10 protein-coding genes and 1 pseudogene are annotated in these 16,521 nt (G+C 40.6%); 3 read left to right on the top strand and 8 right to left on the bottom strand.

What is annotated here, in order from left to right; all coding sequences use genetic code 11:
• The first annotated feature begins 135 nt into the window (after window positions 1-135).
• From pckA to ACQYAD_RS03125, 3 genes are all read left to right on the top strand, one after another.
• On the top strand, window positions 136-1,707 hold the full coding sequence (pckA, locus tag ACQYAD_RS03135) for a phosphoenolpyruvate carboxykinase (ATP) (RefSeq protein ID WP_430235450.1): 1,572 nt from the start codon (window positions 136-138) through the stop codon (window positions 1,705-1,707).
• A gap of 161 nt (window positions 1,708-1,868) precedes the next feature.
• A complete protein-coding gene (locus tag ACQYAD_RS03130; RefSeq protein ID WP_430235447.1) occupies window positions 1,869-2,813 on the top strand; it encodes a DUF3089 domain-containing protein in 945 nt (314 codons plus the stop codon).
• Between the two features lie 179 nt (window positions 2,814-2,992).
• Window positions 2,993-4,984, top strand: a complete 1,992-nt coding sequence (locus ACQYAD_RS03125; RefSeq protein ID WP_430235444.1) for a S9 family peptidase — start codon at window positions 2,993-2,995, stop codon at window positions 4,982-4,984.
• Window positions 4,985-5,199: 215 nt separating this feature from the next.
• Here the strand turns inward: ACQYAD_RS03125 and ACQYAD_RS03120 are convergent, their stop codons facing one another.
• The 8 genes and pseudogenes from ACQYAD_RS03120 to dcuS all read right to left on the bottom strand — a co-directional run bounded on the left by ACQYAD_RS03120 (window position 5,200) and on the right by dcuS (window position 16,444).
• Window positions 5,200-6,486 carry an RNA-guided endonuclease InsQ/TnpB family protein gene (locus ACQYAD_RS03120; RefSeq protein ID WP_430235440.1) on the bottom strand — a complete coding sequence of 429 codons (1,287 nt, stop codon included), beginning with the start codon at window positions 6,484-6,486 and terminating at the stop codon, window positions 5,200-5,202.
• A gap of 15 nt (window positions 6,487-6,501) precedes the next feature.
• Window positions 6,502-6,778, bottom strand: a pseudogene (gene tnpA, locus ACQYAD_RS03115) (IS200/IS605 family transposase).
• Window positions 6,779-6,999: 221 nt separating this feature from the next.
• The gene (locus ACQYAD_RS03110; protein ID WP_430235438.1) at window positions 7,000-7,926 is read right to left on the bottom strand and encodes an Rpn family recombination-promoting nuclease/putative transposase; all 927 of its coding nucleotides are present in this window, start codon (window positions 7,924-7,926) and stop codon (window positions 7,000-7,002) included.
• Between the two features lie 345 nt (window positions 7,927-8,271).
• Window positions 8,272-10,470, bottom strand: a complete 2,199-nt coding sequence (locus ACQYAD_RS03105; RefSeq protein WP_430235435.1) for an ABC transporter ATP-binding protein — start codon at window positions 10,468-10,470, stop codon at window positions 8,272-8,274.
• On the bottom strand, window positions 10,467-12,194 hold the full coding sequence (locus tag ACQYAD_RS03100; RefSeq protein WP_430235433.1) for an ABC transporter ATP-binding protein: 1,728 nt from the start codon (window positions 12,192-12,194) through the stop codon (window positions 10,467-10,469). The genes ACQYAD_RS03105 and ACQYAD_RS03100 overlap by 4 nt, the downstream gene beginning before the upstream one ends.
• A 479-nt stretch (window positions 12,195-12,673) precedes the next feature.
• The gene (locus ACQYAD_RS03095) at window positions 12,674-14,017 is read right to left on the bottom strand and encodes a 2-hydroxycarboxylate transporter family protein (protein WP_430235431.1); all 1,344 of its coding nucleotides are present in this window, start codon (window positions 14,015-14,017) and stop codon (window positions 12,674-12,676) included.
• Between the two features lie 119 nt (window positions 14,018-14,136).
• Complete coding sequence (locus ACQYAD_RS03090; protein ID WP_430235428.1) at window positions 14,137-14,844, bottom strand: response regulator; 708 nt, start codon at window positions 14,842-14,844, stop codon at window positions 14,137-14,139.
• The gene (gene dcuS, locus ACQYAD_RS03085; RefSeq protein ID WP_430235426.1) at window positions 14,822-16,444 is read right to left on the bottom strand and encodes a DcuS/MalK family sensor histidine kinase; all 1,623 of its coding nucleotides are present in this window, start codon (window positions 16,442-16,444) and stop codon (window positions 14,822-14,824) included. The genes ACQYAD_RS03090 and dcuS overlap by 23 nt, the downstream gene beginning before the upstream one ends.
• Window positions 16,445-16,521: the final 77 nt, after the last annotated feature.

Genomic DNA, 16,521 nt, shown 5'->3' with positions numbered 1-16,521 from the left:
ATTTTTGTAATTTTAAAGACTAATTTTTTTGAAGTGTTTGTGAATATTTGTGAAACACTTCACAAATTTTCCCGCTTTTGGCATATAATTTTCTCAAGAAAGGTTTTTTAACTCAATCAAAGAGGTGGAGTTTTTATGAAAACCAAAACAGGGTTAACGCTTGAGAAAGTATTGGAGAGCTCTACTGTCTATCGGAACGTGTCTGTACCAAAGCTGATTGAAGCTGCAATTAAACGCGGCGAAGGAACACTCACAAACACAGGTGCATTAAGAGTGGTAACCGGGAAATATACAGGAAGGTCGCCAAAGGATAAATTTATTGTACCTGGATCACTATTTGCCGACAAAATCGCCTGGGGAAACGTCAATCAACCCTTCGATCCGGCCAAATTCAATCTCCTCTACAGCGATGTCCTCAATTATTTATCAGAAAGAGAAATTTTTGTCTTTGACGGCTTTGCAGGTGCTGACACTCTGTTCCGGCTGCCGATTACGGTTGTGAATGAATACGCTTGGCATAATTTATTTGCCCATCAGCTCTTCATTCGGCCAACTGAAGAAGACATAAAGCATCATCAACCCAAATTTACGATTGTATCTGCTCCAGGTTTCCATGCGGATCCCTCCGTGCATGGAACGAAATCCGAAACGTTTATTATTGTTAATTTTGAAAAAAGACTCGTGTTAATTGGCGGTACAGAATATGCGGGTGAAATGAAAAAATCGATTTTTAGCGTGATGAATACGATACTACCTGAAAAAAACGTTCTTTCAATGCATTGCTCGGCAAACGTTGGCAAAAAAGGCGATGTCGCCCTGTTTTTTGGTCTTTCGGGTACCGGAAAAACTACCTTATCTGCTGATCCAAATCGCTATTTGATTGGCGATGATGAACACGGTTGGTGTGATGCGGGGGTATTCAACATCGAAGGCGGCTGTTATGCGAAGTGCATCCACCTAACAGCGGAAAGGGAGCCGCAAATCTACAATAGCGTTCGTTTTGGCGCGGTACTTGAAAATGTTCCCATTAATGACGAAACACGGGAACCCGATTACGATGATACGAGTTTAACCGAAAATACGCGTGTCGCCTATCCAATCCATCATATTGAAAATGCTATAATTCCAAGTTTCGCCGGTCATCCGAACGTTATCATTTTTCTAACGGCAGATGCATTTGGTGTGCTGCCGCCGATTTCCAAACTGACGAAAGAGCAAGCCATGTATCATTTTCTTTCCGGCTATACAAGCAAGCTCGCTGGAACCGAAAGAGGCGTCACAAAGCCTGAAGCGACTTTTTCCACCTGCTTTGGAGCCCCTTTCTTACCATTAAAGCCAAGTGTATACGCCAAACTTCTCGGTGAAAAAATTGACCAGCACAATACGAGAGTTTATCTCGTGAACACTGGATGGAGCGGCGGGCCATATGGCATTGGGAAGCGGATGAACTTATCGTTTACGCGTGCCATGATCACAGCTGCGATCACGGGTGAATTGGAAAAGTTTGCGTTTAACCCTGATCCGATATTCGGCCTCTTTATACCTGAATTTTGTCCGGGGGTACCTTGGAATGTTTTAAATCCTCGCAGCACGTGGGAAGATAAATTGGCCTATGACCTTCAAGCAAATGAATTGGCAGACCGTTTTAAAAAGAATTTTGAACAATTAGCGGAAATGGATCCGGAGGTGAAGGAAAGTAAAGCCTGAAAAAAATCAAAATCGATTTTCCCAGCACCAACAATGAAGCAGGTATCTTTTTTTCAGGTGCCTGCTTTTTTAAATAGACTGAAATTTTTGCACCTATCATGAATCCAAGTAGTCAAGGGAATGGTATAATTTCAAAAAAATATGTTAGGAGGTGTCTTTGGGTGGAATTGAAATTTGTCGAACTGCAAAAAGCGCTTTTTCGTTTGGTTGAAAATGAAAATTTGGCCGCTGCTTATTCACTTTTGGAAAAAGCACAGCAAGAATTTCCTGAAAAATTAGCTCAAACCACTTTTTGGAAAGCCTGCTTTTTTGCCAGTCAAGACCAAGCGGAAACTGCAATTAAAGTTTTGAACGAGGGGATCCAACAAGGGGTGTGGTGGCATCCTACTACATTCATTCAGGATCCTGATTTAAAAGGCTTACAAAATCGTAAAGAATTCCAAATGATCGTGAAAAAATGTGAGGCCCTATTCGAAAGAGAGAAAAAAAGTTCCAAGTCACACCTTTTTATCTTTGGGAACAACCATTCAGAAACAGCGATCTTTTCATTGCATTGGAAGGCATCGAATGTGAAAGATTTTGCTCCATATTGGTTAAACGATCATATGGTAAAAAACTATTTTTTCGGTTTCCCTCAATCATCACAGGTCTATGGGTACCATTCCTATTGCTGGGATAATCAAGTAATTGCCTATAAGGAAATCGCCCTAGCATTTAAAGAGTTTCAGAAAAAAAATAACGCAAAACACACGATTCTTGCTGGAGCTTCCCAAGGAGGGAAATTATCGATTGAATTAAGCCTTAGCAATACACTTTCAAATATAAAAGGATTTATTGCCGTCATTCCAGCGATTAAAGATGTATCTTCAATTGAAAGTCTTTTAAAAGAAAAGCGGTTTGAAAACGTTAAAGGCTGCATCATTACAGGAGATCAAGACCCATTTTATCAAAAAACACTTGAACTGCGCCCGATTTTCAAAGTACACAACATACCATGCAAATTTATTGTACTAGAAGGTTTAGGCCACTTTTTCCCAAGCAATTTTCCCGAATTGATGAAAGAGGCGGTTGAGGATATTCTGTATGAAAACGAATTACTTCTTTGATGCTAGGAGTTGAATTTAGCCAGACTACGAACATCACCTCCCTCTTGATGAAAAAATAGTAGAAAAAGAGGAATAATTCCTTCGGATATCGAATTATTTTCAATAAAGGAATTCATTCCGACACTTCCGATGACAAATTTGACATTGTTAGGACAAAACAAGGTAGAAGGTGGCTAATTATGGAAAATAAAGGAAAACTCAAACCGGAAGATTTATATGAATTGAAGTCGCTGACCGACCCGCAGCTCTCGCCTGACGGTACAGGAGTCATTTATGTACAAACATACATAGACCAAGAAAAAAAGGATTATGTATCCAATCTTCATTACATCAACCTAGAAGATAACAAGACATGGCAATGGACGTATGGAAATCACCGCAACTTCTCGCCAAGATGGTCGCCGGATGGTCGCCGTCTTGCATTTATTTCTACGCGCAGCGGTCTTCCCCAACTGTTTGCACTATCCGCGAATGGCGGTGAAGCAAAACAACTGACCAACTGCAAAAACGGGGTGAAAAATTTCATCTGGTCTCCGTGCGGGAAGAAGGTCGCTTTTTCAACCGCAATTGGAAAAGAGGAGTCTATCAACGATCGGGCAGTAAAAGAAACGGAGAAAAAAGAACTGCAGCCGCTTGAAGTTGATCAGATGAAATACAAGTCGGATAGCGGTGGATTTTTAGAGAATGAAAAATTTACCCATATTGCGATACTGGATTTGGAAACAAATGAACTAAAGCAATTAACGAGCGGGAGAAATGATGTTGAACTTGATTCCTGGTCCCCAGATGGAAACTATATTGCATACCATGCAGATTTATCGGAAGATCTCGACTTCTCGTTTAACTCAAATTTCTATTTTTATCATGTTAAAACAAAAAAAGTCCAAGCGATTACAAGCGGAGAGAATGACTATTATCAAGGCTCATGGTCACCAGATAGCAACTATTTTTCATTTTTAGGAAGCCAGCAGGAATTTAAAAACGCGACTCAAAGCAAAGTCTGGATTTATGAAGTCAAAACCGAACAATTGCATTGCTTCACAAGCGATTTGGATGCGCCGGTCGGAGACTATGTCGTTGCAGATTTCCAGCAAGGTGCCGCGCTTCCGGGCATTGTTTGGGCCGAAGATAGCCAAAGCTTTTACTTCACCGTTTCGGATCATGGCAACACGATTGTGTATTACGGAAATCTTTCCGGTGAAATTTATCCTGCCATTCATGAGAATCAGCATGTTTACGGCTTTTCTTTAAACAAAAAAGACCACATCGCGATCTGTGCAATCAGCACTCCAACGCTTCCTGGGGAATTATTCAAGGTAAATCTTCAAACAGGAGAAAAGGAGCAGCTCACCCATGTGAATGATCCCATTCTGGCTGGCCGTACACTTTCAAAACCTGAGACATTCAAATTTCAGGGTGCTGACGGGTTTATGGTACAAGGATGGATCATGAAACCAGCCGATTTTGAAGAAGGAAAGAAATATCCGCTTGTATTGGAGATTCATGGCGGTCCACATGCGATGTATGCCAATACGTATATGAATGAATTTCAAATTCTCGCTGCTGCAGGGTTTGCTGTTTTGTATGCAAATCCGCGCGGGAGTCATGGGTATGGCCAAAAATTTGTCGATGCCGTTCGCGGCGATTATGGCGGCCATGATTACAAAGATTTAATGGATGCATTGGACTATGCACTTGAAAACTACCACTTTATTGACAAAGAGCGTTTGGGCGTGACAGGAGGAAGCTATGGCGGATTTATGACAAACTGGATCGTTGGTCATACGAACCGCTTCAAGGCAGCAGTAACACAACGATCCATTTCAAACTGGATCAGCTTTTATGGGGTGAGCGATATTGGTTATTTTTTCACGGAGTGGCAAATTCTTTCTGACCTAAAGGATATCGAAAAACTGTGGAAGCACTCTCCGTTGGCGTATGCGGAGAAAATCGAAACCCCATTGCTCATTCTTCAAAGCGAAAAGGATTACCGGTGCCCGATTGAACAAGCGGAGCAGCTGTTTGTTTCTTTAAAAAGGCAAAAGAAACCGGCGAAGTTTATCCGGTTCCCTGAATCCAATCATGAGCTTTCAAGAAGCGGAAAACCCGAACTGCGGATCAAAAGGCTTGGGTATATAAGAGATTGGTTTCAAAACTATTTAGGGTCATGAACCCGAAAAAAGAGGTTTTTTAGTAGAGGATGATCCCGTTAAAGCAGGGATCATCTTTTTGTTTTCTGTTGATAGTCAACAACCCATGACTGAAGTCACGGGCTTGTAAGGTCTTACGACCTTTAGATTTTACAGTGGACAACAAGACCAGTGTCTTGCCCTTTAAACCACGCTAGAGGTACTGTTTAGGCTCCAAGCAACCTTTTTTATATCATTTAAGCCCCAACTATTTTTGGTAGAATTTCATCTTTAGTATAGCGTTCTCCATATTGTTTAAGGTTGAACGCAGAGTTACGATCTCGGTCATGATGCGCGCCACAAGAAGGGCACTCCCATTCACGAACATCTACATTTCCTTTTAATGCCGTATTCTTATGACCGCAAGTCGAACACAATTGTGTAGATGCAAAATTTTTCGGTGCTTTGACAAAATATTTCCCTTGTTGTTCCAGTTTGTATTTTATATACAAGCGGAAGTTGCCAAAACCATTATCTTGCTGGTTTTTTGCATAATGCTTGTTTTGTCCAATCACACGCAGGTCTAAGTCTTCTACTACAACCATGTCATAGCGATTCGCAAGGGCATATGCTTTCTTGTGAATCCAATCTTTTCGTTGGTTGGCTACTTTGGTTTGAAGTCTTGAAACGACTAGCCGCTGTTCCTCCCAACGATTAGAGCCTTTTATTCTTCGTGCCAACACTCGTTGTTCTTTAGCTAGACGTTCTTTCATTTTTCGATAATATTGAGGGTAGTTGGCTTTCTTACCCTCGCTATCTACGAAAAAGTGAGATTGAGAATAATCTAGCCCCAAAATGCGAATAGGTGTACCAATGCTTGTGATTTCCTTTGGGAATTCAACACAAATTGACACGCCAAATTGTCCTTTTATGTTCATAGTAACCGTGACATTTTTAATTTTACTGCCTTGTGGCAAGGGTCTATGTGTATGTAGCTTTAACCCTACTGCTTTCACAGAAGACTTTTGTGCTGAGGGAAGATATATTATTCCATCTTCCATGTAGATATTTCCGTTTTGGTTAAATGTTGTGTAGCTAGCTTTGTTGCCTTTACGAGAATGGAATTTTGGCATTCCTTTTAAATCACGAAATGTCGGTTCTACCCCTAGTGTCTTTTGACGTTTTAAGGCAGATTTCTTGTATTGTTTCTTATTGGCAATTTTGTTAAAGGCAGTTATCGCCTTGTTGAAATTTTGCTTTGCCTCATTAGAAGCAAATGCGTCAACAAGATACAGATAGGCTACATTATCCTCATTTATACACTGTTTTTTGAATTCAGAAACAGTCGGCATATCCATCTTCTTTAAAGAAGGTAATGGATCGCCAGCCTGATAGTTACTCTTTTCCAAATAATGATATAGATGAGCAACATGGAGGTTATACATCTTTCTGCGTGCACCAAAACACTGTCTTAAATAAGTTTCTACTTCTTGTGAAATAGGGGTAGCTCGATACACATAGCCACGATTTACTAATTCAAGCATTCGGTTCACCTCCAGTCATTTTTCTTTTTGGTTTTGGATATATCCACGAACCTGTTCTTCGGTATTTTCACTAATATAATGCTGAGGCTTTAGGGAAATCAACATATGAATATGGTCTTTATCCGTTTCCATTTCTTCGATCGTTATCTGGTGGTCTTTGCATAGTTCAATAAGAATGTCTTTCAACGATTGCTCAATCTCGTTGACAAGTACCTTTCATCTGTACTTTACACATCACACTAGATGATATTGAAGCGAATAGACACCCTCTACCGTGGATAACTTTTGACACAGCTATCACCTCATGTCTATCATATCATATGTGGTTTTAGCCACGAAAGAGATGTCGGACAATTGAGTTAGCATAAGCTAACCCTTGTCCGAAGTCGATTCATCTCATGACTGAAGTCACGAGGGTTTTCGACTAATACCTAAAGCATGGGAAAAAACCATCCTTCAATACATTATTTTTGAAAAGCAAATAAGAAATTTTTCAAAACGAGAGAAACTTGACTACTCTTGATATTGTTCAACCTCTTCCCTGCTGCAATCAAGAATATTGGCGATCGTTTCAACATCCATCCCTTTTCGCAGCATTTTTTGAATGATTTCCTTTCTCGCTTGTTCTTTTCCCTGTTCTAATCCTTGTTTTATTCCTTCTTTTATCCCTTCCCGGCGTTCTCCTCGTATGTTTGATAATTGATCTCGCAAAAATTTCAGCCTGGCTTCGTATAGTTCCTTATTTTCCTTATTTGCGCTTAAATTTTCCCACTCGACTAGGGCTTCTCGAATTTCCTGTTCATTCATTGCCAAGACCTCCAATTCCTGAAAAATCTCTTCGTCAAGGATTTTCTTTTGATAATTGGCTGCTGAGAGCATCATCAACCACGGTAATTCTTTCGGCGGATTCTGCTTCATTTCTCGTTTGTATTTTTTCCATTTTACCATAAATTGTGACAGATTGATCGCATGGAATTCAAGGTGGGGGCTCCAACTAAAATGTTCAGTATCTTCTTTTATGTGAAAAACAGTATGAAAGCTATCGGTTTCGTGAGGAAAAAGCGGGTAATTTACTATGTTGATCATGATCGTGGGGGGCAGCAGTTGATAATCTTCACCACTTGCTAAGGATGCAGAAAACAACTTGGACCAGTAGTAAAGCACTCGTTCTGGCATGTCATGCTGATGGGACAATTGAATCTCAATATTGATTCTTTCGCCATTGGAGGTGTGCACAAGTACGTCCAATCTGCTCGTTTTTCCATCAAGGGCCTCTTTAATGAGTTCGGTATTTTCATATTCAACATCTGTAATCCGGTCATTGTCTTTTCGGTGAAGCAAATCATTTAAGAAGGCAATGGTAATCGACTTACGGCGTGGATCTCCAAACAATTGTTTAAACATAAAATCCATTTTTAAATCAAGATATTCTTTTGTCATGTGGGTCCATCCTTTCGGGGAATTTAGGAGAATACGAGAGGCTATCAACAACTTTATTAAAACTTACTCGTTCAAAAAAATCAATCTACTTTTCTAGCATTTTTATGACCTTTTTGTTAACTTTTCAAAACGAGGGATAAAATGAATGCCACAGTTTTAGTAGCAGTCCGCTTTTTTCAATCATACTTTTCCTTCTTTATCCTTTAAGCTGTTATAATGGCAGGCTTTTCACAAAATAAAAAACGCCCCAATTCGTTTATCGTATTGGGACGTTTTTGAAAACTCCATGCGAATTTATTCAATTCTTAGCTACTTTCACTTTAACCATCATCTATTGTTATTCCCCTATACAATTTCCGAATCCAGGTTTTGTCCGGAAAATTGACTATTGTACAAGTCGGCGTAGAAACCGTCTTTAGCCAGCAACTCTTTATGGTTGCCCATTTCAATAATTTTGCCTTTGTTCATGACGAGGATCAGCTCGGCATCACGAATCGTGGAAAGCCTGTGGGCAATCACGAAACTTGTGCGGCCTTCCATTAGAGTAGACATCGCCTTTTGAATCAGCACTTCCGTCCTCGTATCAACACTGCTCGTGGCTTCATCTAGAATCAAAATGGTTGGATTAGCAAGAATGGCACGGGCAATCGTAAGCAACTGCTTTTGTCCTTGAGAAATATTGGTTCCCTCTTCATTTACAACAGTTTCATAGCCTTCAGGCAGTGTTCGGATAAAATGATCGGCATGAGCCGCTTTGGCAGCCCGAACGATTTCCTCCATTGTTGCTCCTTGTTTGGCATAGGCAATATTTTCCTTAATCGTTCCATTGAATAACCAGGTGTCCTGCAGCACCATCCCAAACATTTTCCGCAAATCACTGCGTTTTAGATCCCGGATATCCACATTGTCGATACTGATTTTTCCAGAATTTAGTTCATAGAAGCGCATCAACAAGTTTACAAGGGTAGTTTTACCGGCACCTGTAGGTCCAACAATGGCAATTGTGTGACCTGGTTTTACATGAAGGTTCATGTCTTCAATTAGCGGCACCTCTTCTTTATAGCGGAAATCTACGTGTTCAAACCGTACTTCTCCCTTAGGAAATTCGATTACTTTTGCAGCTGCAGAATCTTGAATTTCTTCCGGTTCATCAAGAATTTCAAAGACACGTTCGGCACAAGCAACCGTTGATTGAATGATATTGGCAATTTGGGCTGTTTGTGCAATTGGCATTGTAAAGGAACGTGAGTATTGGATAAAAGCCAGGATGTCCCCTAAACCGAGGAGATTTTTTGTAATCCATACGCCTCCGACAATGCTAATGCCGACGTATCCCAAATTACTAATAAAATTCATCAGTGGAAACATCATACCCGAGATAAATTGCGCTTTCCAACCTGCACGATATAGATTTTCGTTGATTTCATTAAAGTGTTTAATTGAATCCTTTTCTTTCCCAAATGCCTTTACAATTTTATGTCCCGTATACATTTCTTCCACATGGCCACTAAGATCTCCCAACTCTTTCTGCTGGGAAGCAAAGTATTTTTGTGATTTTTTGGCAATAAAAGCAGTAGAGACAACATACAAAGGCAGCGTTACCAGCATGATCAATGTAAGGATTGGACTGATTGTCAGCATCATAACAATGTAACCAATTATTGTGATCACTGAAGTAATAATTTGGGTCAAGCTTTGCTGCAAGGTGTTTGCTACCGTGTCCAAATCATTTGTTACGCGGCTTAATAGATCCCCATGTGCATGATTATCAAAGTATTTCAACGGCAATTTGGAAAGTTTTTGATCAACCTCCCCGCGCAGATCTCGAACCGTTTTCTGCGCTACTCCAGACATCACTAACCCCATGACTAAACTGAACAAAGAACTAACCACATACATTCCTAAAAGAATAAGGGCAATGTTGCCAATAGAACGGAAGTCATATTCTCCATTTGTTTCCTTAATTGCTTTAATCGCCCCATTGATTTGATCCTGAGTCAATTTAACATTCTTTGCTCCAGATTGTGACTGGTTCGGCATTTTTTTGCTTAAGTCCAACATCTTTCGGACAATATCGGCCTTTTGATTGGCATCTTTTACCGAATTCAGCATCGGAAGTTTGATGAATTCTTGTACCGCTTTGGCTGTTTCCGGATTGACTTTTTCCTGCTGCTGTGGAGTTGCAGACTGAGCGTTTGTAGATTTTTGCATCTGCTTCATTTGCAAGGTAAGTTGATCAACTGCTATTTTTTGTGCTTCCGTCATTTTTTGCAGTAAGGTTTTTGCCATATATGCATCTTGTAATTTGTTGATCGCTTTGCTCATGACTTTTGGTGCTGCAATCGTAAATGACGTACTTGCAATCGCAAATATCAAAACAATGATTAAATTTAACGTATGTGGTTTCAGATAGTTGATCAACCTTTTAAGCGTTCCTTTAAAATCCTTGGCTTTTTGCACTGGTGCACCAAAGTGGCCTCCGCCGCCAAAGCCGCCCGCTCCTTTGCCTCTTTCCCGATTATGATGTTTGTTTTGCTCACTCATGCAATCTCCTCCTCAGACAGTTGTGAGGAAACAATTTCCCGGTATACCTGGCTCGTTTCTACTAGTTCTTCATGCGTTCCCATTCCGGCAATCTGACCTTCATTCAGAACGATAATTCGATCCGCATCTTTTACCGTTCCTACCCGCTGGGCAACCAGAATGACTGTAGCATCTTTGGTTTCCTGTTTGAGAGCTGCCCTTAATCGTGCGTCCGTTTTAAAATCAAGGGCCGAAAAACTATCATCAAACACATATACTTCAGGTTTTCTCACCAATGCTCGGGCAATGGACAGGCGCTGCTTTTGTCCCCCTGAAACATTTGTACCGCCCTGTGCGATTTCGTGTTCAAAGCCACCATCCATGGATTCAATAAATTCAGTAGCTTGGGCAATATCAGCGGCATGTCTTATTTCTGCATCTGTAGCCTGTTTATTGCCAAACCGAATGTTCTCACTGATTGTTTCAGAAAACAAGACAGCCTTTTGTGGGACAAACCCGATTTTCGCACGAAGGGTCTCCTGCGACATGTTCCTGACATCTACCCCGTCGATCAAAACACTGCCACTGTCCACATCATAGAATCTTGGAATTAAATGAATCAGAGTCGACTTCCCTGCTCCAGTTCCTCCAATAATGGCCGTTACTTCACCAGGCTTCGCCGCAAATGTAATATTCCGCAAAGCGGGTTGCTCTGCACCCTGGTATGTGAAGGTAACATCTTTAAACTCAACATAGCCTTTTTGAGTAACATTGTCTTCCACTTCCGTTTTGTCGGTTATTCCCGGAAGAGTTTCCAGAACTTCATTTACTCTGACTGCTGCAGCTTGGGCACGTGGAACCATGATAAACATCAAGGAAAGCATTAGCATCGAGAACATGATTTGCATCGCATATTGAGTAAATGCTGACAATGCCCCGAGGTCCATATTGCCCTTACTAATGAAGATTCCCCCAAACCATAAAACAGCTAGAGAGGTTAAATTCATAACCAACAGAATCGATGGCATCATGAAAGCCATGATTTTATTCACTTTGATATAATTATCGGTTAGGTCAATATTTGCCTGTTCAAATCGTTTTTCTTCATGTTCCACCATATTAAATGCACGAATAACACGAATGCCAACAAGCTTTTCCCGTAAAACAAGGTTTATGCGATCAATCTTTCCTTGGATTTTTTTAAAAAGCGGGATCATCCGGGAGGCAATCAGGGCAATAACACCTGCCAATACCGGGATTGCGATCGCCAGCACCCACGTGAGCTGCTTGTCTTCGCGTAAGGCCATAATAATACCGCCAATGGCCATCATCGGAGCACTAATCATCATGCGCATAATCATGATTAATACTATCTGAATTTGATTAATATCATTCGTCGTTCTTGTAATCAGTGTTGCTGTACCAAACTGATCAATTTCTTGCAGCGAATAACTTTCGACTCTTTCAAAAATCTTGCTGCGCAGGATTGTCCCTAAACCCATTGCGGTTTTTGCAGATAAGAAACTGGCGATAATGGCACAAACTGCCCCACCTGCAGCAATCAATAGCATGAAACCGCCAATATTGATAATTTTTCCAGTATCCCCCTGCATCACTCCCTTGTTGATAATATCTGACATTAAGGTCGGCAGATAAAGATCACTTAATGTCTGCAAAAATACAAATACCAGTACGGCGATGATCATTAAGGTAAACGGTTTTAAGTCCTTAAACAACCTTAGCATGTTTAGACGCTCCTTTTGGTTTTCCTATGATGGACAAAAGTTTCTCCACCAGTAATTTGATACCTCTGTCTCGAATATTCGCAGAATATGATTCTCGGTTGTCCTCCTTGCATTTTGAATTAAAAAGGGCAGGATAGACTGCAGTCCAACTTCAAAAGTACACTGTTTATTCTATCTTTTTTTGAGTTCTTTGGCACTTTTAGATTTAACATTTGTATAAAAATATTTCGCATAGGAATAAATTATTTCAACAAATGAATTTTGGGATGCAAAGTTGGGGGGTTTTTATAAAAAAATGCTTCAACAATGATCGTTTTTGACGTAAGAAAAAAAGCACCATCCACAGTCGGATGGTACTTTTTAAAGGCATTAGATAGTTTCTCTGATGTGGCTTTTTCTTGCTGCTCCTGAATCGATGGATGCTATCGAAACAGCGCCGGATCTTGGTCTATGACATCTGACGCCACCCGAGCTTTCATTTAGCTAAAAAACTTTAGCAATAGGATTGCTAAAATTACAGTCGAAGCGCCGCCAATCCTTGTGGAAACTTGGGCAAATGGCATCAATGACATCCGTCCGGAAGCAGAAAGAATCGCAACATCGCCCGTCCCCCCTAAACCGCTGTGACAGCCGGTAACAATCGCTGAGTCAACAGGAAACATCTTCATTAGCTTGCCAACAAAGTAACCGGAAGTGATCATCGCTAGAACAACAGCGGCACAAATAATCACGTAGGCAGGTGTAACGATTTTAACAACATCTTTAAGCGGGATATAAAGCATCCCTAATCCAACCATTAATGGCCAAGTCAAACTGCCTGATACAAATTTATATAGATGAAAAGCACCTTGTTCCATTTTTTCCGGCATAACCTTGATACTTTTTACAACAGCGGCAGCAATAATCATCAACACCGGGCCAGGAATGCCAAGGAATTTATTTCCGAGAGCACCTAAAATAAAGAAACTACAAGCAATTAACAGGCCAGCACCCATCAAGCGGAAATCAATCGGTTTGTCAATCGTTGTTGCTTCTTTAATTCCATCGCCGCCTTTTGTTTTTACTAAAACGCCGTTGCCGGTAAGCTCTGGCTTTTTCTCACCAAGGCGTGCAAGAATACCGGCACAAATAATGGCGACTGTGTTACCAATAACGGCAGCCGGAATTAGTTGACCTACAAAGGTTTCGGACGCTTTTCCAAGCACCTGTCCATAACCTAATGACAGGGGCAAAATTCCCTCCCCGATTCCACCGCCAATAATTGGAACAACGATATAAAAGATTGTATATTTGATGTCATATCCAAAAAGCAAACCAACCAAAGCGCCAACCACTACGGATGCAATCGTTCCAGCAATAAGTGGAACAAACATACGCGTAAACCCTTGAATCAACACTCTTCGATTCATACCAAGAATACTGCCTACAACCAAAACCGAGATGTAAAGATAGAGAAAGTTTGATGTTTTCATCAGCTGGGTAACAGCGTTCATTCCTGATGTGTTAATAACATTAAAAAAGACTAAAATGGAAGGAACCAATAAAGATAAAATGGCCGGACCACCGATATCTTTTAAAATTGGAATTTTCATGCCCATATCGCCTAAAAAAATTCCCATGACCATAATAACAGCAAAACCGCCGAGCATATCTGCAGGGAGCTGCTTATAAACTGCAGCCGCATAAACAACCACTGCAATAATGATATAAAGCGGAAGAGGAATAACACCTATTTTGCTACTTGCTAATTTGGCTATAAAACCTTTCTTCTCTTCACTATCTTCTGCCACCCGGGTAAGCGGTTTCAAATTTGTTGCTTCCATCGATTCATCCCCTTATCAATTTGATAGATTAATCATATTCTGAATTTAAACGCTTTCATAGAATATGAAAATTTAATAAGCAGTTTTGTAAATAAAAAAAGTAAGCAGTTTTAAGCTGCTTACAAAAAGTTTTTAATCAGATGTTCCTTAAACCGATTAAATTCATGCTGATAGACAGGCCTTCCAACAGAACCATAAATCACTTTAACGTCTAAAATACCTAATTCCTTTAAAAAATTTAAATATTTGCGAACGGACACGCGTGAAATCCCAACTAATTGTACGACATCCTCTGTTGAAAACGGAGCACCTTTTAATTGTTGAATTGCTTTCCAAATTTGGTTTAATGTATCTTTTGTTAACCCCTTGGGAAGCTCCTCCATCTGCGGCTTATCCTCTCGATGCAAAAGCTGCTGGTCGAGTTCCTCTTGGCTGATAACAGGTTGTGTTTGAATAAACTTTGATTGCTCTTTATATGCAGCTAATGCCATGTTAAAGCGTTCAAATTCAAAAGGTTTAATTAAATAATCAACCACACCGAATCTCAATGCTTTTTTAATTCGCTCCATATCCGATGCGGCTGATATCACAATCACATCTGTTTCTTTCTCATTTTCCCGCAGATAAGAGAGCAGAACCAGCCCTTGTTTTCCCGGCATGAATAGATCCAAGAGAATTAGATCGATGTCAAGTTTGTCCAGAATCTCTATCGCCTTATCTACCGACGCAGCCATCGCCATCAACGTAAATCCTTTTACTTGCTCAAGATAACGTTTATTAAGATCGGCGACCATTGGATCATCTTCAACAATCATTACCCGGATCATGCTCTCCCCCCTCAGCCTTATTATATGGTAAAAACACAGTAAAAACTGTTCCCTTTCCAGGCTTGGAGGAAAGAATGATTTCCCCCGCCAGTTTTTTAAGCGACTGTGAGACTAGATAGAGTCCTATTCCCCGATTTTCACCATTTGTAGAGAATCCTTTTTCAAAAATTTGATTTTGCAGCCCTTCACTTATCCCTTCTCCGGAATCTTTTACCTCGATTGTTAATATATCATCGGCAAAATCGAAATTTACAGCTATTTTTTTAACATCACAATTGGCCACCGCAGCGATTGCATTATCAATTAAATTCCCAATAATCGTAATCATTTCATGTGTTACATCTGTATGGTCTGGTAGAGGGATCGGTTGATCACAAGAAATCAAACATTCTGCCCCTGCTTCCCTTGCATAGCTCATCTTTCCAATTAAAAAACCAGCCAGCACTGGATCCTTAAATTTTTTTGTCACGAAGCCAATTTCATTTTTTCGATGATCCACCATTTTATTAATGTACTCGATCAATTTCTCGTCATTTCCCATGTGAATCATCCCCATAATAACGTGGAGCTTATTCATAAACTCGTGTGTCTGAGCACGAAGGGCATCCGCATACGTTCGCACCCCTGTTAGCTGTTCTGCCAGCACCTGAATTTCCGTTTTATCGCGAAAGGTTGCAATTGCTCCAACTACTTTACTTTTTACAATAACAGGCACCCGATTGGTTAAAATCGTCAACCCATTTAAATTCTGTTCTTCGTCAAGGTCGACTTTACCCGTTTTGAGTAAATCACTTAAACGAGTGGAGGGTATGTATTGATCAATTTTAATCCCAATCGGATTGCCACGCAGGCCAGCTCGTTCAAACAGCTTTATGGCAGCCCGGTTGACAAGTGTAATTTTTGATTCCTGGTCAACCGCAACAATTCCCTCATGCACAGATTGCAGCATGGCGCTTCGCTCTTCCAATAATTTTGCTATTGCAAACGGCTCAAGTCCAAGTAAGATTTTTTTTAAATACCTTGCTAAAATAACTGCCCCGAGCACGCCAATTAAAAGCCCAATTATCGTCCCAATAAAAATCCCCATCCGGCTCTTATTAACGGCTATTTTCACATTGTCTAATGAAATCCCGACCGCTACTGCCCCAATCTGTTTCCCTGATTTATCCTTTATGGGTGTAAAATATCGTAGTGAAGGGCCAAGCGAGCCTTTCGAAATGGATGCATACTCTTTCCCTTTTAGAACCGTTCCTTCATCTCCGCCTATGAATCGCTTTCCTACCATTTTCGGATCAGGATGGGATTTGCGGATCCCGTTCATATCCATTACCACGATAAAGTAAACGTTGGTAACTTTTTTCATCTCGTTGGCAAATGTTTGGATATCTTTTTGATTCCGTTGTCCACTCATTGCCTCGATCACAAGCGGATTGTGCGCTACCATCCGGGCGATGTTTGCCGCATTTTCAGCTTGATTCTCTTCAGTTTGTGAGGCTACCCTCGAACTTATTAGTAAATCTGTTATCAACAACGAACCAGTGACCACAACACATACAAAAACAATAATAACTGACTGCAGGCTCCATTTTCCCTTTTTCATATTCCCCTCCATTTTTAAGAAGGCGACAGACATGATTCTCCTCTTCACCTTGTCATTCGGACATGTAGATTCAGTCA

The sequence above is a fragment of the Neobacillus sp. SM06 genome (genome assembly GCF_050496765.1).
GTDB lineage: Bacteria > Bacillota > Bacilli > Bacillales > Cytobacillaceae > JAEVLT01.
This window is presented reverse-complemented; position numbering and strand designations above follow the sequence as displayed.